Source organism: Sphingomonas alba, assembly GCF_023516555.1.
Taxonomy (GTDB): Bacteria; Pseudomonadota; Alphaproteobacteria; order Sphingomonadales; family Sphingomonadaceae; genus Sphingomicrobium; species Sphingomicrobium album.
Window position 1 is genome coordinate 663,617 of sequence record NZ_JAMGBD010000001.1, and the last position, 16,453, is coordinate 680,069.

Below are 16,453 nucleotides of genomic sequence, written 5' to 3' on the forward strand. Positions count from 1 at the left end.
GGTGCAAAAGAGCATTTGAGCCGCTAAAGCGCCCGGCATGACCGACTTCTCCGCCCTCATCGCACCCGACCGTGGCGGTCCGGCGCATGGCATTCACCTTGTCGACAAGGACAGCTTCGCCGGCTGGCTCAAGGGTCAGCCCGCCGCCCGCCGTGCCCTGCTCGCCGCCCAAAGGTTTGAGGGCAAGACCGCCTACCAGTTCGCCATCCTGCCTGGCGACAGCGCCGATCGCTTCGATGTCGTCAGCACGGTCAAGAATGCGGCGTCCCTCTCGCCCTGGTGCCTGGCAAAGCTCGCAGAAGCGCTCCCCGAAGGCACGTACCGGCTGGCGGAAGGCGATCCGGGCATCGCCGCATTCGGCTGGCTGGTCGGCCAGCACCGCTTCACCCGCTACAAGAAGCCCAAGGACCCCACGGGACCTCGCCTGCTGCTCACGAAGGACCCCGCGGGCGTCGATGAAACGGTTCGACTCGCTGAAGCTACCGCCCTCGTCCGCGATCTCGTCGACACCGGCCCCGCCGACATGGGCCCGGCCGAACTCGAAGCCACCGCCCGCGACCTCGCCAAGGAGTTTGGCGCCAACATCGACGTGACCTCCGGCGACAAGCTCACCAAGGGCTATCCAATGATCGCCGCGGTCGGCGGCGGCGCCAGCGAGGCTCGCGCGCCCCGCCTGATCGAGCTGCGCTGGGGCAATCCCAAGCATCCGAAGCTCGCCGTCATTGGCAAGGGCGTCTGCTTTGACAGCGGCGGGCTCGACATCAAGTCGGCCGGCGGCATGCGGCTGATGAAGAAGGACATGGGCGGTGCCGCCCATGCGCTGGCGCTCGGCCGCCTGATCATGGGCGCGAAATTGCCGGTGCGGCTACACCTCCTCGTCGCGGCGGTAGAGAATGCGGTCTCCGCCGGCTCCTACCGGCCCGGCGATGTCCTCGTGTCGCGCAACGGCCTGACCGTCGAGGTCGACAATACCGACGCCGAAGGCCGCCTCGTGCTTGGCGACGCCATCACCAGGGCCGCCGAGGAGGAGCCTGAACTCATTCTCGACTTCGCGACACTGACCGGCGCCGCCCGCGTCGCGCTCGGTCCCGACCTGCCCGCCATGTTCGCCAATGACGAGGCGCTGGCCGCCGATTATCTCGCCGCCTCCGCCGAAGTTACTGATCCGGTCTGGCGCATGCCCCTCTGGGATCAATACGACGACATGCTGAAAAGCGACGTCGCCGAACTCGCCAATGCTTCGGACTCGCCGATGGCCGGCGCGGTCACGGCCGCGCTCTTCCTGCGTCGCTTCATTCCCGAGGGCACGCCCTGGGCGCATCTCGATACATTTGCCTGGATGCCGGCGGCCAAACCGGGTCGTCCCAAGGGTGGTGAGGCGCTTGGCCTGCGGGCCGCCTTTGCGCTCCTCGAGTCCCGTTATGGGAGCCGGAATGTGCAGAATGCGGGCTAATCTCGCTGAATCCGGCCATTTTTTCGGTTTGACGACGCAACAAAAGGGTCCCTCTCCCGTTACCCCTCCAAGCACGATCCGTGGAGGAAGACCCAATGGACGACAGCTCGCTTTCCATGTGGATGCGCGCGCTGATCGGTTATGTGCGGTCGGGGGAACCCGATCTTACCAACCGTCAGATGGCGTTGTTGATGCTGGTGTATCTGACCCCCGGCCCGCATACGGTCCGCGGCATTGCCAAAGTGCTTGGCGTGTCGAAGCCCGTAGTCACGCGTGCCTTGAACACTCTCGGTGGCCTCGGCTATCTCAGGCGCGAACGAGACCAGGACGACCGGCGCAATATCTTCGTCGTTCGGACGCACGAGGGGGCCGAGTTTCTTGAAGGGTTCAAGCGCAATCTCCGCGCAGGCGAAGAAGGCGGCAGCGGGCAGCGCTCGGCCTTCGGCCAAGGCGGGCAGCAAGAGCGGCCACGCGAGCCGGCGTACGCCGTCCGCTGAGGGCGGCTACCCGCTGGCCGGTGTCTCGAATCCGCCGGACCCTGATTACTACGCCTACCGGCAGGACCTGGCCGACGTCGCGCTCGCCGGTCAGGTGATTGCCTCGCATTATGCCGAGCCGCTGCTGCGCCACCTCGTCGCCGCCGCGCCATTGCGCCGTGCCGCCAGTGACGAGTCGGAAGAAATCGCCACCCTTGGGGCCGGCGATGAGATGCTGTTCCTGGATGATACCCGGGGGTGGGCCTGGGGCTACGCCGGAACCGAACGCCGCGTCGGCTATGTCAAGGCGGAGGCCTTGGGGCTTTAGCTAGATGCCGCGAGCCGCGCGGATGGCGCGCCACTTCGCGACATTGGCATTATGCTCGGCCAGCGTCTCGGCGAACACATGGCCGCCGGTGCCGTCGGCGACGAAATAGATCGCCTTGGTGGGCGCTGGATCGAGCACGGCGGCGATGCTTTCCTTGCCCGGATTGGCGATCGGCCCTTCCGGCAAGCCGGCGCGCTTGTAGGTGTTGTACCCGGTGTCGGCGTTGAGCTCGGAGCGAAGGATCTTGCGACCGAGCGGCTTCCCCTTGGTGATGGGGTAAATCACCGTCGGGTCGGCATCCAGCTTCATGCCGATGCGAAGGCGATTGCAATAGACGCCGGCGACCATCCGCCGCTCGGAGGCCTTGCCGGTTTCCTTCTCGACGATGGAGGCAAGCGTAATGGCTTCCTCCTTGGTTGAGATCGGGCAGCTTCCCGCCTTCCGCCGGGACCAGGCGGCGTCGAGCTCTTTGGTCATCGCCGCCTGCATGCGGTCGATCACCTGATCACGGCTTTCACCCTGCTGCCAGGCATAGCTGCTCGGCAGGACGGAGCCTTCTGCCGGCAACGGAGCGGCGCCGGTCAGTTGAGGAATGGCCTCGACCTTTTCCATGACGAGGATGGACGGCAACCCTTCGGGGATGGTCACCATCCGGGCCACCGGCTTGCCGTGTTGCAAGATGTCCAAAACCTTGTCCGGGCTGGCATGGGCCGGAATTTCGAACTCCCCGGCCTGGATAGGGTCACCCTCTCCGAGCAGGCGAGCGAGATAGTAGAATTTCCACCGCGGTCCGCTAATCGCGCCGGCGTACCACAGGTAGTCGGTAGCGCTCGCTAGCCGGGCGCCTTCAGGAATGACGACGTTCGTATTCTGCTTCAGTGGCCCCGGCCCCCACCAGGACCAGCCCACCAGCGCCATCAGCGCGAACGCCAGGACGGCGCCTATGCGCTGCAGCTTTTTCTTCACACGGCCTTCACGATCAGCGAGGCGTTGGTACCTCCAAAGCCGAACGAGTTGTTAAGCGCCGCCCGTACCGGCCGCTTCTTGGCCTTGTGCGGAACCAGGTCCACGCCCTCGGTGCCCTCGTCAGGATCGTCGAGATTGAGGGTAGGTGGCACGATCTGGTCGCGGATCGCCAGGATGCAGAAGATCGTCTCTACCGCGCCGGCACCGCCGAGCAGATGTCCAATCGCGGACTTTGTGCTGCTCATAGATGCCCCGCCCAGGTCGCTGCCAAGCACCCTTTTGACGGCGGCAAGCTCGATGGTGTCAGCCATCGTCGAGGTACCATGGGCATTCACATAGTCGATGTCTTCAGGCTTCATGCCCGCCTTGCGCAGCGCCATGCGCATCGCCAACTCCGCGCCCTTACCCTCGGGATGCGGCGCGGTGACGTGATAGGCATCGCCTGACAGCCCGTAGCCGACAACCTCGGCGTAGATCTTCGCTCCGCGCGCCTTGGCGTGCTCATATTCCTCAAGGACCACCACGCCGGCGCCCTCGCCCATGACGAAACCATCGCGATTCTTGTCATAGGGACGGCTGGCCTGCTCGGGCCGATCGTTGAAGCTCATGTTAAGCGCCTTGGCCTGAGCGAATCCCGCGACACCGAGCGGATTGATCGTGGATTCCGCGCCGCCGGCGAGCATCACGTCGGCATCGCCGTCCTTGATCATCCGCGCCGCGTCGCCGATCGAGTGCGCGCCGGTCGAACAGGCGGTGACGACCGAGTGGTTCGGGCCCATCAGCCCGTATTTGATCGAGACCTGGCCGCTGGTCAGGTTGATCAGCCGGCCGTGCACGAAATGTGGGCTGACCCGGCCGGGACCTTTTTCCGAAAGCACCAAGGACTCGCTCTCGATCCCTGGAAGCCCGCCGATCCCCGAACCGATCGAAACCCCGGTCCGCTGCTTTAGGTCATCGTCCATTTCCACAAGGCCGGCGTCTTCGAGCGCCTGTCCCGCGGCATCGATGGCATAGACGATGAAGGGATCGACCTGGCGCTGGACCTTGAAATCGACGCGCTTGTCCGGATCGAAGCCCCATGGATGATCCTTGGGCTTCACTTCGCCAGCGATCTTGGCCTTCTGGTCAGTCACGTCGAACCGGGTCAGGGCCGCAATGCCGCTCTTGCCCTCGATCAGGTTCTGCCAGGTCGTCTCGACGTCGCCGCCCAACGGCGTGACGAGACCCAGTCCGGTGACCACAACACGGCGCATCGCTTACTCCATCCCGTTCAAAAGCAAACGGCCTCCCGCGATACGGGAAGCCGTTCGTGCCGCCTCAACTGGCGTCATGCAAGGCGGCCAAATCGGCTCCGATCAGCCCTTGTTCTGGTCGATATAGTCGATCGCATCCTTGACGGTCGTGATCTTCTCGGCCGCGTCATCGGGGATCTCGACACCGAATTCCTCTTCGAACGCCATCACCAGCTCGACGATGTCGAGGCTGTCGGCACCCAGATCGTCGATGAAGCTCGCTCCTTCGGTGACCTTGTCGGCATCAACACCGAGATGTTCGACGACGATCTTCTTCACACGATCGGCGGTCTCGCTCATGAGGACTTTCCTTCCTGTTGTTCTTTGAAATTTGCCCTAGCGAGCGCCGATGCCGCCCGCAAGCATGTTAAGGCAGTTCCGATGAAGCAGTCGCGCCCGCTCACCGAAGGAGAAATCGACCTTGCCCGCTCGGTATTCGGAGAGAGCATCGACTATTCCAGAGTGCGGATCATCCGGGGCAAATGGTGGCCATTCCAGCCGCGCGGGATCGTCATGGCGCCTACGGGCAACGTGCATTTTCATCCCGATGATCAGCGCTGGTCAGAGGATTTTTCGAAAACACCGCTCGAACTCCAGGGGTTGCTGATCCACGAGCTTACCCACGTTTGGCAGAGCCAGACCAAGGGGCGCTTTTACCTGCCGATGATGAGGCATCCTTTCTGTCGCTATTCCTACGACCTCATTCCTGGCCGAACCTTCGACCGCTACGGCCTTGAGCAACAAGCGGAAATCGTTCGACATGCCTTTCTCGACAAGCATGGCATCCGCCTCGCCGCCGTCCCCGATCAGGGGCTCCTGCCATTCGCTTGAGCGCCTACATTCAACGAATCGACGAATGGCCAAGGGCTTTGCGACCAAGTTTGTGCTAACAATGCCGTAACGAATCGCCGGGGCTGTGCTTGGGCGACGAGTTGGCGGCATCCGCTGCCCTCTCGCGAGCGCCATGGCCCCGCAGAATCGGCCTCACCCTCCGTAAGGCGTTCGGACGGTGAGATCGACGGGGGGCGGTGCGCAGTCCAAGCCGCTCCCCGATAGTTTCAGCGCCGCTTGCTCCACCGGAGCGGGCGGCGCTGCTACATGGGCACGATGAAGCCCGTGATTGCTCCCCAATCGAAAGCCCGTGTCGCCGTCGTCGGCGCCGGCGTGTTCGGCGCCTGGACCGCTGAATATCTCCGTCGTGCCGGCCATCAGGTAACATTGTTAGATGCCAGTGGGCCTGCCCATCCTAAGGCCTCTTCGGGCGGCGAATCGCGCATGACGCGCGCCGCGTATGGCAAGGACGCGATCTACTCGCGAATGGCTCGGGACAGTCTCGCCGAGTGGAAATCGCTCGGTGAGCGCTTGAGCCTGACAATATTCCAGCCGCTCGGAGTCCTCTTCTTCACGACCACGCCCGACGATTTCTTCGCCCAGAGCCTGAGCGCAAGCCGCGACCTCGGGCTGCCAATCGTGGAAATGGACCCCAAGCAGCTACAGGCGCGCTTCCCGATGATCGACTTCCGCGGCGTCGAACTCGGGCTGTACGAGCCGCATTTCGGGGCGCTGATGGCGAGGCGCGCCGTCCAGGCGCTAGTCGCCGAATTCGTGGCTCAGGGCGGCGAATATCAGCAGCTGGAGGTTCGGGTCCCGAGCTCTCAGGGTGCATTAGCCTCAATTCGCCTCTCGGACGGGTCGCAGCTGGAAGCGGATGCCTTCGTCATCGCCGCCGGCCCGTGGTTAGGAAAAATGTTTCCAGAATTGCTGGGGGGCCGCATCGTCCCGACCCGGCAGGAAATCTTCTATTTCGCACCTCCTGCGGGCGAAACCTGCTTCGCGTCGCCACACCTGCCTGGCTGGGCCGAGTTCAGTGACGGCGATTTCCATTATGGCTTTCCGGCGCTCGAAAACGGCGGCGTCAAATTCGCCCATCATTGCGACGGCGCGATCGTCGATCCGGACACTCAGCGCCGGGAACATACGAAGGCAGCACTCGATGAAATCATCGCCTACCGCGACCGACGCTTCCCGTTACTTCGTGACGCGCCGCTGATCGCCGCCGAGGTCTGCCAATATGAGAACAGCTCCAACGGCGATTTCCTGATCGACTTCCACCCCAATATGCCAAACGTCCTGATTGTCGGCGGTGGCTCGGGGCACGGATTCAAGCATGGTCCGGAAGTCGGTCGCTATGCTGCCGAGCTGCTTTCCGGACAGGCACAAGTCGAGCCTCGCTTCAGCCTAGCCAGCAAGAGCGCCGCGCAACATCGGGAAGTTCATTAACCTAAGTCAGAAAGCAGCCCTGGTCTTAGCGGAATATTTACCGGAATCGGCGCAAACCTGTCCTTCCGCGGATGTTTGGCGGTGGCATGGGGCCTCGAGGAAACGTGAACGCATCAATGGACGAGAGCACCAACACTCAGAACCGGCGCTCACGGCGCTCGAACGTGTTGATGGCGGCGGCCATCGAGACGGAGAACGGGCTCGCCAACGTCATGTTGCGTAACCTGTCTGCGGACGGCGCGCTCATCGAGGGCGACGGAATCCCCTACCAAGGCGCACCCGTGGTCTTCCGTAAGAAGGACCTCGTCATTTCCGGTCACATCGCTTGGGTAAACGAGCGTCGTGCCGGCATTGCCTTTGATGCCAAGTTGGAGCCGGAGACGGTCATGCGCCACATCCCGGCGCCGCGTCACCGCATCGAGCAACAATTCAAGCGCCCGGGCCTGACATCCCAGCACCTGACTGCCGAAGAGCGCCGCTGGTGCGAAACGTTCATCTGGGACGGCCCGTTGCCGTCATACCAGAGCTAAAGCTCAGGGTTTCCGCGCGACCCCGACGAGGGCGGGCCTCAGCAGCCGGTCCTTCATCACATAGCCGGCCTGCATTTCTTCGACGATCGTTCCCGGTTCGACCTCATCGCTGGGGATTTCGATCATCGCCTGATGCTTGTGGGGATCGAGTGGCTGGCCCTTGGCTTCGACGCGGCTGATGCCGTTCCGGCTGAACACTTGGTCGAGCTCGCGAGCGGTCGATTCAATGCCCGCCAGGAAATTGGCCGCCGTCTTGTCGGCGCGCAGGTCGTCACCGACCGCCGCTAGCGCCCGGTCGAGATGGTCCTTGATCGCCAGCATGTCGCGGGCGAAGCCGGCCGAGGCATAGGCCTTGGCGTCGCTGACTTCCTTTTCCATTCGCCGGCGTGCGTTCTGCAGTTCGGCCGCTGCATAGAGCGCCTTCGAATTGGCCTCCTCCAACTGCTTCTGCAGCGCCGCCAACTGGTCGTGCTCCTGGAGCTCGGGCGAGTCCGCCGCCGTCCCGGAACGGATTTCCTCGGCTTCGTCGTGCAGCTTGTCGTTTTCGTCGTTCATGCCATCCATCTCGTCAGCGCCTGCGCGGTGAAATCCACCATGGGGACCACGCGGGCATAGTTCAACCTCGTGGGGCCAATGACACCGACAACGCCCACCACGGCGCCATCGCTCCCGCGATAGGGCGCGGCGATCACGCTGGATCCGGACAAAGCGAACATGCGGTTCTCACTGCCGATGAAGATCCGGCAACCCTCCGCCTCGCGCGCCTGCTCCAGCAATTGGGCGATTTCCTGCCGGTCTTCCAGCTCTTCGAGCAGCTTGCGGACGCGCTCAAGGTCGGCGGCCGCGGCCTCATCGATCAAATTTGCCTGGCCACGAACGATCAGCACCGGACGCTGCGCCGCGTCCCTGCTCCAGCTGGCAAGGCCAGACGCGACCAACTCGGCGGCGGCGGCGTCGATTGCTTCACGGCGCTCGGTGATCTCGGCCCTCAGGCGCGTCTCGGCTTGTGCCAGTGTCAGCCCAGCCAGGCGGCTGCTGACGTAATTGCCGACCTCGGCCAGAGCGACGGTGCTGGTTCCGGCGGGCAAGTCGACGACGCGATTCTCGACCGAGCCGTCGGCGCCGACGAGCACTGCCAGCGCCCGGCCCGGCGACAGGGGCACGAAGCTCAACTGGCGAAGGCGCAACTCCTGCTTTGGCGTCAGCACGACTCCTGCACAGGCGGACAGGCCGGAAAGGGTCGCGGTCGCCGCCTCCAGCGCCTCTTCGATCGGCCGGTCGCGGATTTGCCGTTCAATGGTTGCCTGGTCGGCAGGATTGGGAAGCGCGGATTGCATGATGCCGTCGACGAAGAGCCTTAGCCCGGTCTCCGTCGGCATCCGCCCGGCAGAGGTGTGCGGATGGGAGAGCAGCCCCAATTCCTCGAGGTCCTGCATGACACCGCGGATCGAGGCCGGCGACAGGCTGACGCTGCCAGTCAGCATCTTGGAACCGATCGGTGCGCCCCGGTCGATATAGGCCTCAACCACCAGTCCGAAGATCTGGCGCATGCGGTCGGTCAGTTCTGGGATCGGCGCGCTCATCGTGCGGGACATCTAGGATTGCGCCGCCGCCCGGTCTAGGGAGCGGCCCGCACCAGTATCAGGAGACCTGCATGCGCCCCTCCGGCCGCGCCCCCGACCAAATGCGTGAATTGAAGTTCGAACCCGGTTTCACCAAGCATGCCGAAGGCTCCTGCCTCGTCAGCTTCGGCGAAACCCGTGTACTCGTCACCGCCAGCGTCGAGGATCGCGTACCGCCATTCCTGCGCGGCAAGGGCCAGGGCTGGGTCACCGCCGAATATGGAATGCTTCCGCGTGCCACTCACACGCGTGGCAACCGCGAAGCCGCCAAGGGCAAGCAGTCGGGCCGTACGCAGGAAATCCAGCGGCTGATCGGCCGCTCACTGCGCGCAGTCGTCGACCTGACGAAGCTTGGCGAACGCCAGATTACCGTCGATTGCGACGTCATCCAGGCAGACGGCGGCACCCGCACCGCCTCCATCTCCGGCGCTTGGGTAGCGCTCCGCCTTGCAGTGGACGGGCTGAAGTTGGACGTCGATCCGATCGAAAAGCAGGTCGCTGCGGTGAGCTGCGGCATTCACAATGGCCAGGCCGTGCTGGACCTAGATTACATCGAAGACAGCGCCGCCGGATGCGACGGCAATTTCGTCCTCACCTCCGACGGCAATATCGTCGAGGCGCAGGTGACGGCCGAGGGGGAATGCTATGACGAGGAAGGCCTACTCCGCCTTCTCCGGCTGGCCCGCATCGGCTGCAACGAGATTTTCCAGGCGCAACTGAAGGCGGCGGGCCGGTGAAGAGCATCGAAAAGCTGGTCATCGCGACCCATAACCCAGGCAAGCTCAAGGAAATCCAGGACCTGTTGGCCCCGCTTGGAATCGAATGTGTGTCGGCGGCCGAGCTCGGGCTCCCGGAGCCGGAGGAGATCGGCAACACTTTTATCGACAACGCCGATTTGAAGGCCCGAGAGGCGGCAGACCTGTCCGGGCTTCCTGCCCTCGCCGACGACAGCGGCCTGGCGGTGGACGCGCTGCACGGATTGCCCGGCATCTTCTCTGCGCGCTGGGCAGAAGACGAAGATGGCGTTCGCGATTTCGGCCGGGCGATGGAGCGCGTTTGGCGCGAAGTCGAGGCAGCGGGCGAGGATGCCGGTCACGACGCCCATTTTGCCTGCGCTTTGTCGCTGGCTTGGCCCGATGACGGGCAGGTGCAGAGCTTCGAAGGGCGCGTCGATGGAACGCTCGTCTGGCCGCCGCGTGGCGACAAGGGTTTCGGTTACGACCCCATGTTCGTGCCCAATGGCTACGACCAAACTTTCGGCGAGTTCGACCCGGAAGCGAAGCACCGCATCAGCCACCGGGCCGATGCCTTCAGGAAACTAGTCGCCACTCTGGGCTAGCTGCGTGGAAGCCGGAATCGGTGCGAGCGGATCATGGCCGCTGGCGAGGAAGAAGCCATCCTTGTTGCCGGTCGGGGCGTAGCGGCAAACGAAATAGTCGGTGGTCACCGAGCTCGCCAGCGCGCAGCCGACTTCGGTCGTCGTCGGCCAGACGATCTGCGTATAGTGCGCAACCGAATGCCAATCGCCGTTGACGGCATTGTCCGGGAAAGCGCCGGGGCGGAAATATCGAGCCTCATCGACCATCACGCCGACCATGATGTCGTAGGAGAAGACGCCGCGCGTGCCGCGCCACAAATTCTCGCCGGACTTCTTGCGGCGGCCAGGCGTCTGGTCGTGTCCGTAGATGCCGGTCGCGGCCATATATTGGGCATGCGCCATGGCTCCAGCGGCGAGTTCGTCGCTCCAGGTAACAGGTGCGACGCCGAACTTGCTGCGGGCTGAATTGTGGGCCTTGAGGACGACGGACTTCAGCAGGTCGGGCCCACGATCGGCCGGTGCCGGCCAGTGCGGGTTGGGCACGCTCGCCGCCGAGCATGGCGTTGCCGCCAATAGGGCAATAAGGACCCAGCGCATCATGACGGCGAGTCTTGCAATTCAGACGGTTAAGGATGTGTCGACAGGCGTCCCGCAGCGGGACGGCCTGGCACTTTATGTGCACTGGCCCTTCTGCGTCTCGAAGTGCCCCTATTGCGATTTCAACAGCCATGTCCGCGACAGAATCGACCAGAGGGCATGGCGCGAGGCGCTGCTAGCTGACCTCGCCTACGAAGCTCAGCTTCTGCCCGACAAGCGCCTGACGTCCATCTTTTTCGGCGGTGGCACGCCTTCGCTGATGGAACCGGCGACCGCAGCGGCGATCATCGGGGCGGCCCGAACGCACTGGCGCGCCGATGACGACATCGAAATCACGCTGGAGGCCAATCCTTCGTCGGTCGAGGCCGCACGCTTCGCCGACCTCGCAGCCGCCGGCGTCAATCGTGTCAGCCTTGGGCTTCAAAGCCTTGATGACCGGGCGCTCGCCTTCCTTGGCCGCGCTCATTGCGTCGACGAAGGGCTCGCCGCACTTGAGACCGCGCAACGGTACTTCGGGCGCGTCAGCTTCGACCTGATCTATGCTTTGCCCGGACAGTCGATGGTCGAATGGGATGCCATGCTGAAGCGGGCGCTCGGCTTCGGCACTGGCCACCTGTCGCTGTACCAGCTGACGATCGAGCCGGGCACGCGGTTCGCGACGATGGTCGCCAAGCATGATTTCGAGCCGCTCGACGCCGACCATTCCGCCGAATTGTTCGAGTTGACACAGGAGCGTACGGCGGCCGCCGGCCTCCCGCTCTATGAAATCTCAAACCACGCCCGCCCCGGCGAAGAGAGCCGCCACAACCTCAGTTATTGGCGCTACCGCGACTATGCCGGTGTCGGCCCGGGTGCACATGGGCGCAGGCTCGGCCAGCGCACGGTCCGGCACAAGAAACCAGAAAATTTTCTCGCCGCAGTCGCCCGCAATGGCCATGGCATGGTCGAGGAAGAGACGCTTAGGCACCGCGAGGCGGCCCATGAGGCGCTGGTCATGGGCCTGCGTCTCGCTGAAGGTATCGATACGGACGAGCTGGCCCTTCGCCTCGGCGTCGACTCCATGGTCGACCAATCGGCGGTGGAGCGGCTTGAAAGGCTGGGCTTGATAGGCCGGCAAGGCACGCGGCTCACCGTCACGCCGGCGGGACGTTTGCTCCTCGACTCGATTCTCGGCGAAATCGCCGCCTGATCAGTCCTTCTTGGGCGCCGGGGCTGCGGCCGCGACGACCGGCGCGGGCGCCGGTGCTGGCGCTGCGCGCGGCGCGTCGAACTTCACCTTCGCCGCATATTTCTCCTGTGAACTCGCAACATAATCATCGAGCTGCATGTCGGCGTCGGAAGATGCCCTGTCGCGCTTGACACCATTCTTTGTGTCGAAGGCGACGAGCGCTGCCTTGAAGGTCGCGCCCTGCGAGGAACATTGCTGCTTGGCGAAGGCGCTATACTGGTCTGGGGCCACCTTCTGGGCTTCTGCCTGCGATTGAATTTTGTGCAGACAATTGGCGTAATCGTCCCTTGGACCCGCGATCGAGGCCTGAAGAACCATCAAACCAGCCACCACCCCAATTGCGAACGGAGTCATATCGACACTCCCGCACTTGGCTTCCGCGCGGGAGAATGACTCTTTTTTGACGGTGATGGAAGCGATTTAGGGGAAGGCGGTCGCCGCGGGTGAAACGACGGTCGTTCCCGCCGCAGTCACTTCTCGCACTTCGAGCGCCCGCTCCGCAACTCCATCGCGGCCGAAGCGGAAGATCCCATCGACTCCGGCGAAACCGTCGCTCTCCGTAAGGACTCGCTGCGGGAAGGGTTTTCCGGCTCCCCAGTTGCGCGACGCGCGCACCGTCAACAGGACGGCGTCATAGCCCAGGCTGCCAAGGCGGTAAGGCACCTTGCCGTAGCGCGCACGATATCGGGTCACGAGCTGGTTGAACCGTGCATCTGGCGCCGCCGCATACCAGGCGCCGCGCATGCGCGGCGTCGCGCCAATGGCATGGTCGTTCGCCCAAAGCTCCGTGCCAAGCAAACGCGGCCCGGGTTTCACGGCCGCGCCGGCCTGCGTCGCGACACGGCTGCTATCGCCGATGAGCACTGCGTCGAAATGGCCCTTGCCATTTAGCGCATTGGCGGCGGTCCGGACGTTTGCGGCGGTGCGGTTGTATGTCTCGACCGCGCCGACCGCGCCGCTTGCTTGCTGAACCGACACCGTGAAGGCCTGCGCGGCCCGCTCGCCGTAAACGCCGGACGGCACCAGCGCCCCATAACGTTTGGCACCGCGGCTGCCCGCGAAGGCAACGACCCGGCCGATCGACTGCCTTGGCGTGAAGCCAAGAATATAGACGCCGTTGCCGGCAACTCCTTCATCATTGGAGAAGGCGATAACCGGCACATGCGCGCGCTGCGCCACTGGCGCGACGGCTCTTACATCCTCAGCCAACAGCGGACCGAGGATCAGGCCATTGCCCTCTCCTATCGCCTTGGCCGCCGCTGCGGCCGCGCCGCCCTGCGTGCTGTCGTATGTAGTGAGGTCGATGGTCTGGTTGGCCATATCGAGCAGGGCCAGCCGCGCGGCATTGCTGATGGACGTACCAATGCCGCCGTCCTCTCCGGTCAGTGGCACGATCAGTGCCACGCGCTGCTTGGCGCCGGTTTGGGTTTGTTCGATTTCCCCGGGCCTGGGGCCACTCGGGGGCCTGGTCTGGCACGCCGACAGCGCGAAAACGCTGCAGATGATTCCTGCTGTGAAAACTCGCCGCGCTTGCCGCCAGTCGAAGGAAGGTGTCATTGGTCGCTCAACCTATGGATCAGTCTCTCCCCCCAGGCCTGTATATCGTCGCAACGCCGATCGGCAATCTGTCCGATCTCAGCCCGCGCGCGGCCGAAACGCTGCGGCGGGCTGAGCTGATCCTCGCCGAAGACAAAAGGGTCAGCGCCAAGCTCTTAGCGCATGCCGGCGCGCGCGCGCCGATGGTGACCTATCACGATCACAGCAGCGACGAGGATCGCCGGAAGGCGCTGGATGCGATTGCCGCCAAAGCAGTCGCATTGGTCAGCGATGCTGGAACGCCGCTGATTTCCGACCCTGGCTATAAGCTGGTGCGCGCGGCGCGGATGGCGGGCCTTCCGATCTTCACAATCCCCGGTCCTTGCGCAGCGATCGCCGCACTGACCGTCGCCGGTCTCCCGACAGACCGCTTCCTCTTCGCCGGATTCCTGCCGGCGAAATCGAAGGCGCGGCGCGATGCCATAGGCGAAATCGCCGACATCAAGGCCAGCCTCGTCTTCTACGAAAGTGGGCCACGGCTGGGCGACAGCCTGGCCGACCTTGCCGCAGTCCTCGGCGATCGCGACGCGGCGGTGGTTCGCGAAATTTCCAAGCTCCACGAGGAATGCGTGGCGGGCGGGCTGGCCGACCTTGCGACGCAATACGGTGACGCTCCGCCAAAGGGCGAAATCGTCATTGTGGTTGGACCGCCGAACGAGCGGGAAACAACCCAGGAGGACCTGGATACGGCCTTGCGCGCTGCCCTTGCCGAAATGTCGCCGTCGCGCGCCGCCGCCGACGTCGCTGCCCGTCTCAAAATCCCCAAGAAGCGTGCCTATTCCCGCGCGCTGGAGCTTGGGCGCTGAACCGGCGAGTCGTCGCCGAACAGCGCGGTCGCAAGGCGGAAACCGTCGCCGCCTGGTGGTTGCGTCTGCATGGCTGGCGAATCCTGGCGAGCCGCGCACGGGTGCCAGGTGGCGAAGTCGATCTCGTCGCGCGACGCGGACGGATCGTCGCGTTTGTCGAGGTCAAGGCGCGAGCCACGGAGGAATCTGCGGCCTTGTCCCTGGACGAATACCGCTTGCGCCGCGTCGTCGTCGCCGCCGAGCGGCTGGCGCCCCGCTTTGCCCGCGAAGGCGATGACATCCGCATCGATGCCGTCTTCCTGGTGCCGGGCCGCCTGCCCCGCCATCTCGCCAATATCTGGCATGGGTGACAGAGTCCTTCACCCACTCTAGAGGCGGGCCCATGTCGCTGACCGTCGCCGTGCAAATGGACCCTCTGGAGAAGATCAACATCTCCGGCGATTCGACCTTTGCATTGATGCTTTCTGCACAGGCGCGCGGGCACAAGCTCTATCACTATCTGGCCGACGCGCTGACCTGGCAGGACGGTCGTCTCTATGCCGGTGCGCACGCGGTGACGGTCCAGGCCGTTTCCGGCGAGCATTTCCGGATGGGTGAATTCGAGATCCTAGACTTGGGCAAGGACGTCGATGTCGTGCTGATGCGACAGGATCCGCCCTTCGACCTTGGCTACATCACGGCGACGCACCTGCTCGAACGCATCCGGGACGAGACACTGGTGGTCAACGACCCAGCATCGGTGCGCAATGCGCCCGAAAAAATCTGGGTACTCGATTTTGCTCGCTTCATGCCGCCGACGATGGTCACCCGCTCGCTGGGTGCAGCGCGCGAATTCCTGAAGGCGCACGACGACATTGTTCTCAAGCCTCTGCACGGGTTCGCTGGCGGCTCGGTCTTCCGGATCACGCGCGACGGCGCGAACCTTTCGGCGCTGATGGACTTGTTCAACGCGACCTATCGCGAACCCCATGTCCTGCAGGCATTCCTTCCTGCCGTTGCGGACGGCGACAAGCGGATTGTGCTGATCGACGGCGAAGTCGCCGGGGCCATCAACCGGCGGCCGGGCGCTGGCGAATTTCGGTCCAACCTCGCCGTGGGCGGGACCGCCGAGGCCACCGAACTAACGGATGGTGAGCGCGCAATCTGCGAAGCGCTCAGTCCCGAGCTGAAACGCCGCGGCCTTCTGTTCGTCGGCATCGACGTCATCGGCGGCAAATGGCTCACCGAAATCAACGTCACCTCGCCCACCGGAATCGTAGCCATCGACAAATTTAACGGGACGGACACCGCCGGTCGCCTATGGGATGCCATCGAAGCGAAGATTGAGAATCGGCGGGCAGCATAAAATATGAGTGACTGGGTTGTCCGCCTGATCGAGCAATCGGGCTATCTCGGCATCGGCTTCCTGATGTTCCTGGAGACCATTTTCCCTCCCATTCCTTCGGAAGTGATCATGCCGGTCGCGGGTGTCGCCGCTGGTCAGGGCAAGCTCAGCTATGCCTTAGTGGTGCTCAGCGGGACGAGCGGCGCCATGCTCGGCAATATCGTCTGGTACCTCGCCGCCCGCGCTTTGGGCCTCGACCGACTGCATCCGTTCATCGACAAATGGGGCCGTTGGCTGACCATTACCTGGCCGGAAGTTCAACGCGCTGATCGCTGGTTTCGGAGCCACGGACTGCCATTCGTGTTACTGGGACGCCTTGTTCCGACCGTACGTTCGCTGGTCTCCGTTCCTGCCGGCCTACTCCACATGCAGTTCCGTCGTTTCCTTGTTGCATCCATCTTGGGGACTGGTGCCTGGACGGCGTTGCTCGCGTTAGCCGGCTTCAAGATGGGCGAGAATTATGCGCGGATCGACGATGTTCTTGGGCCGATCTCGACTGGGATCATGGCCGTGCTTGTGATCGGCTATTTCTGGCGAGTCTGGACGCACCGCAATTACGAACCGCCCAAGGCCTGAG

General features: G+C 64.0%; 21 protein-coding genes. 13 read left to right on the plus strand and 8 right to left on the minus strand.

The window, feature by feature from the left end; all coding sequences use genetic code 11:
* Positions 1 to 37: 37 nt before the first annotated feature.
* The 3 genes from LZ536_RS03445 (at position 38) to LZ536_RS03455 (ending at position 2,257) form a co-directional block, all read left to right on the plus strand.
* The gene (locus LZ536_RS03445) at positions 38 to 1,453 is read left to right on the plus strand and encodes a leucyl aminopeptidase family protein (RefSeq protein WP_249846896.1); all 1,416 of its coding nucleotides are present in this window, start codon (positions 38 to 40) and stop codon (positions 1,451 to 1,453) included.
* A gap of 122 nt (positions 1,454 to 1,575) precedes the next feature.
* Entirely contained in the window at positions 1,576 to 1,950 is a 375-nt protein-coding gene (locus LZ536_RS03450; RefSeq protein WP_249848548.1) for a MarR family winged helix-turn-helix transcriptional regulator, read from the plus strand.
* The gene (locus LZ536_RS03455; protein WP_249846897.1) at positions 1,832 to 2,257 is read left to right on the plus strand and encodes a hypothetical protein; all 426 of its coding nucleotides are present in this window, start codon (positions 1,832 to 1,834) and stop codon (positions 2,255 to 2,257) included. Before LZ536_RS03450 ends, LZ536_RS03455 begins: the two co-directional genes overlap by 119 nt.
* On the opposite strand, the gene mltG is transcribed toward LZ536_RS03455, so the two are convergent.
* The 3 genes from mltG to LZ536_RS03470 form a co-directional block, all read right to left on the minus strand.
* Positions 2,258 to 3,175 carry an endolytic transglycosylase MltG gene (gene mltG / locus LZ536_RS03460; protein WP_249848549.1) on the minus strand — a complete coding sequence of 306 codons (918 nt, stop codon included), beginning with the start codon at positions 3,173 to 3,175 and terminating at the stop codon, positions 2,258 to 2,260.
* Between the two features lie 44 nt (positions 3,176 to 3,219).
* Positions 3,220 to 4,476, minus strand: a complete 1,257-nt coding sequence (gene fabF, locus LZ536_RS03465) for a beta-ketoacyl-ACP synthase II (protein ID WP_249846898.1) — start codon at positions 4,474 to 4,476, stop codon at positions 3,220 to 3,222.
* Positions 4,477 to 4,578: 102 nt separating this feature from the next.
* Complete coding sequence (locus tag LZ536_RS03470; protein WP_249846899.1) at positions 4,579 to 4,815, minus strand: acyl carrier protein; 237 nt, start codon at positions 4,813 to 4,815, stop codon at positions 4,579 to 4,581.
* Between the two features lie 81 nt (positions 4,816 to 4,896).
* Here LZ536_RS03470 and LZ536_RS03475 point away from each other — a divergent pair, with 81 nt between their 5' ends.
* From LZ536_RS03475 to LZ536_RS03485, 3 genes are all read left to right on the plus strand, one after another.
* Positions 4,897 to 5,346 (plus strand): vgr related protein, encoded by a 450-nt coding sequence (locus LZ536_RS03475; RefSeq protein WP_249846900.1) that lies wholly within the window; start codon positions 4,897 to 4,899, stop codon positions 5,344 to 5,346.
* Between the two features lie 267 nt (positions 5,347 to 5,613).
* On the plus strand, positions 5,614 to 6,795 hold the full coding sequence (locus LZ536_RS03480) for an FAD-dependent oxidoreductase (protein ID WP_249846901.1): 1,182 nt from the start codon (positions 5,614 to 5,616) through the stop codon (positions 6,793 to 6,795).
* 104 nt (positions 6,796 to 6,899) lie between these two features.
* Complete coding sequence (locus LZ536_RS03485; RefSeq protein WP_249846902.1) at positions 6,900 to 7,325, plus strand: PilZ domain-containing protein; 426 nt, start codon at positions 6,900 to 6,902, stop codon at positions 7,323 to 7,325.
* Positions 7,326 to 7,328: 3 nt separating this feature from the next.
* Here LZ536_RS03485 and grpE read toward each other — a convergent pair whose 3' ends face one another.
* Entirely contained in the window at positions 7,329 to 7,880 is a 552-nt protein-coding gene (grpE, locus tag LZ536_RS03490; RefSeq protein ID WP_249846903.1) for a nucleotide exchange factor GrpE, read from the minus strand.
* Positions 7,877 to 8,908: a heat-inducible transcriptional repressor HrcA gene (hrcA, locus tag LZ536_RS03495; RefSeq protein ID WP_431357935.1), complete on the minus strand. Its 1,032-nt coding sequence runs from the start codon at positions 8,906 to 8,908 to the stop codon at positions 7,877 to 7,879. Before hrcA ends, grpE begins: the two co-directional genes overlap by 4 nt.
* A 71-nt stretch (positions 8,909 to 8,979) precedes the next feature.
* Between hrcA and rph the strand changes: the two genes are divergently transcribed.
* Positions 8,980 to 9,684 (plus strand): ribonuclease PH, encoded by a 705-nt coding sequence (rph, locus tag LZ536_RS03500; protein ID WP_249846905.1) that lies wholly within the window; start codon positions 8,980 to 8,982, stop codon positions 9,682 to 9,684.
* On the plus strand, positions 9,681 to 10,286 hold the full coding sequence (gene rdgB / locus LZ536_RS03505) for an RdgB/HAM1 family non-canonical purine NTP pyrophosphatase (protein WP_249846906.1): 606 nt from the start codon (positions 9,681 to 9,683) through the stop codon (positions 10,284 to 10,286). Before rph ends, rdgB begins: the two co-directional genes overlap by 4 nt.
* Here rdgB and LZ536_RS03510 read toward each other — a convergent pair.
* Positions 10,266 to 10,865 carry a CAP domain-containing protein gene (locus LZ536_RS03510; RefSeq protein WP_249846907.1) on the minus strand — a complete coding sequence of 200 codons (600 nt, stop codon included), beginning with the start codon at positions 10,863 to 10,865 and terminating at the stop codon, positions 10,266 to 10,268. The genes rdgB and LZ536_RS03510 overlap by 21 nt on opposite strands.
* Between LZ536_RS03510 and hemW the strand changes: the two genes are divergently transcribed.
* Positions 10,864 to 12,051 (plus strand): radical SAM family heme chaperone HemW, encoded by a 1,188-nt coding sequence (hemW, locus tag LZ536_RS03515; RefSeq protein WP_249846908.1) that lies wholly within the window; start codon positions 10,864 to 10,866, stop codon positions 12,049 to 12,051. The genes LZ536_RS03510 and hemW overlap by 2 nt on opposite strands.
* Here the strand turns inward: hemW and LZ536_RS03520 are convergent, their stop codons facing one another.
* On the minus strand, positions 12,052 to 12,408 hold the full coding sequence (locus LZ536_RS03520) for a hypothetical protein (RefSeq protein ID WP_249846909.1): 357 nt from the start codon (positions 12,406 to 12,408) through the stop codon (positions 12,052 to 12,054).
* 102 nt (positions 12,409 to 12,510) lie between these two features.
* Positions 12,511 to 13,494, minus strand: coding sequence for a penicillin-binding protein activator (locus LZ536_RS03525; protein ID WP_249846910.1), 984 nt, complete (start codon positions 13,492 to 13,494; stop codon positions 12,511 to 12,513).
* A gap of 167 nt (positions 13,495 to 13,661) precedes the next feature.
* Between LZ536_RS03525 and rsmI the strand changes: the two genes are divergently transcribed.
* The 4 genes from rsmI to LZ536_RS03545 are packed head-to-tail and all read left to right on the plus strand — an operon-like array spanning position 13,662 to position 16,452.
* On the plus strand, positions 13,662 to 14,492 hold the full coding sequence (gene rsmI / locus LZ536_RS03530; protein WP_249846911.1) for a 16S rRNA (cytidine(1402)-2'-O)-methyltransferase: 831 nt from the start codon (positions 13,662 to 13,664) through the stop codon (positions 14,490 to 14,492).
* A complete protein-coding gene (locus LZ536_RS03535) occupies positions 14,489 to 14,842 on the plus strand; it encodes a YraN family protein (RefSeq protein WP_249848550.1) in 354 nt (117 codons plus the stop codon). Before rsmI ends, LZ536_RS03535 begins: the two co-directional genes overlap by 4 nt.
* A gap of 32 nt (positions 14,843 to 14,874) precedes the next feature.
* Entirely contained in the window at positions 14,875 to 15,837 is a 963-nt protein-coding gene (gshB, locus tag LZ536_RS03540) for a glutathione synthase (protein WP_249846912.1), read from the plus strand.
* 3 nt (positions 15,838 to 15,840) lie between these two features.
* On the plus strand, positions 15,841 to 16,452 hold the full coding sequence (locus LZ536_RS03545) for a DedA family protein (RefSeq protein ID WP_249846913.1): 612 nt from the start codon (positions 15,841 to 15,843) through the stop codon (positions 16,450 to 16,452).
* The last annotated feature ends 1 nt before the right edge of the window (position 16,453 follow it).

What these genes read in the sequence shown, in the direction of transcription:
- LZ536_RS03470 (WP_249846899.1), bottom strand. Translation starts at nt 4,815, where the DNA reads ATGAGCGAGACCGCCGATCGTGTGAAGAAGATCGTCGTCGAACATCTC.
- LZ536_RS03520 (WP_249846909.1), bottom strand. Translation starts at nt 12,408, where the DNA reads ATGGTTCTTCAGGCCTCGATCGCGGGTCCAAGGGACGATTACGCCAAT.
- LZ536_RS03450 (WP_249848548.1), top strand. Translation starts at nt 1,576, where the DNA reads ATGCGCGCGCTGATCGGTTATGTGCGGTCGGGGGAACCCGATCTTACC.
- fabF (WP_249846898.1), bottom strand. Translation starts at nt 4,476, where the DNA reads ATGCGCCGTGTTGTGGTCACCGGACTGGGTCTCGTCACGCCGTTGGGC.
- LZ536_RS03475 (WP_249846900.1), top strand. Translation starts at nt 4,897, where the DNA reads ATGAAGCAGTCGCGCCCGCTCACCGAAGGAGAAATCGACCTTGCCCGC.
- grpE (WP_249846903.1), bottom strand. Translation starts at nt 7,880, where the DNA reads ATGAACGACGAAAACGACAAGCTGCACGACGAAGCCGAGGAAATCCGT.
- LZ536_RS03545 (WP_249846913.1), top strand. Translation starts at nt 15,841, where the DNA reads ATGAGTGACTGGGTTGTCCGCCTGATCGAGCAATCGGGCTATCTCGGC.
- hrcA (WP_431357935.1), bottom strand. Translation starts at nt 8,908, where the DNA reads ATGAGCGCGCCGATCCCAGAACTGACCGACCGCATGCGCCAGATCTTC.
- rsmI (WP_249846911.1), top strand. Translation starts at nt 13,662, where the DNA reads ATGGATCAGTCTCTCCCCCCAGGCCTGTATATCGTCGCAACGCCGATC.
- LZ536_RS03510 (WP_249846907.1), bottom strand. Translation starts at nt 10,865, where the DNA reads ATGATGCGCTGGGTCCTTATTGCCCTATTGGCGGCAACGCCATGCTCG.
- LZ536_RS03445 (WP_249846896.1), top strand. Translation starts at nt 38, where the DNA reads ATGACCGACTTCTCCGCCCTCATCGCACCCGACCGTGGCGGTCCGGCG.
- hemW (WP_249846908.1), top strand. Translation starts at nt 10,864, where the DNA reads ATGACGGCGAGTCTTGCAATTCAGACGGTTAAGGATGTGTCGACAGGC.
- LZ536_RS03480 (WP_249846901.1), top strand. Translation starts at nt 5,614, where the DNA reads ATGGGCACGATGAAGCCCGTGATTGCTCCCCAATCGAAAGCCCGTGTC.
- rph (WP_249846905.1), top strand. Translation starts at nt 8,980, where the DNA reads ATGCGCCCCTCCGGCCGCGCCCCCGACCAAATGCGTGAATTGAAGTTC.
- mltG (WP_249848549.1), bottom strand. Translation starts at nt 3,175, where the DNA reads ATGGCGCTGGTGGGCTGGTCCTGGTGGGGGCCGGGGCCACTGAAGCAG.
- gshB (WP_249846912.1), top strand. Translation starts at nt 14,875, where the DNA reads ATGTCGCTGACCGTCGCCGTGCAAATGGACCCTCTGGAGAAGATCAAC.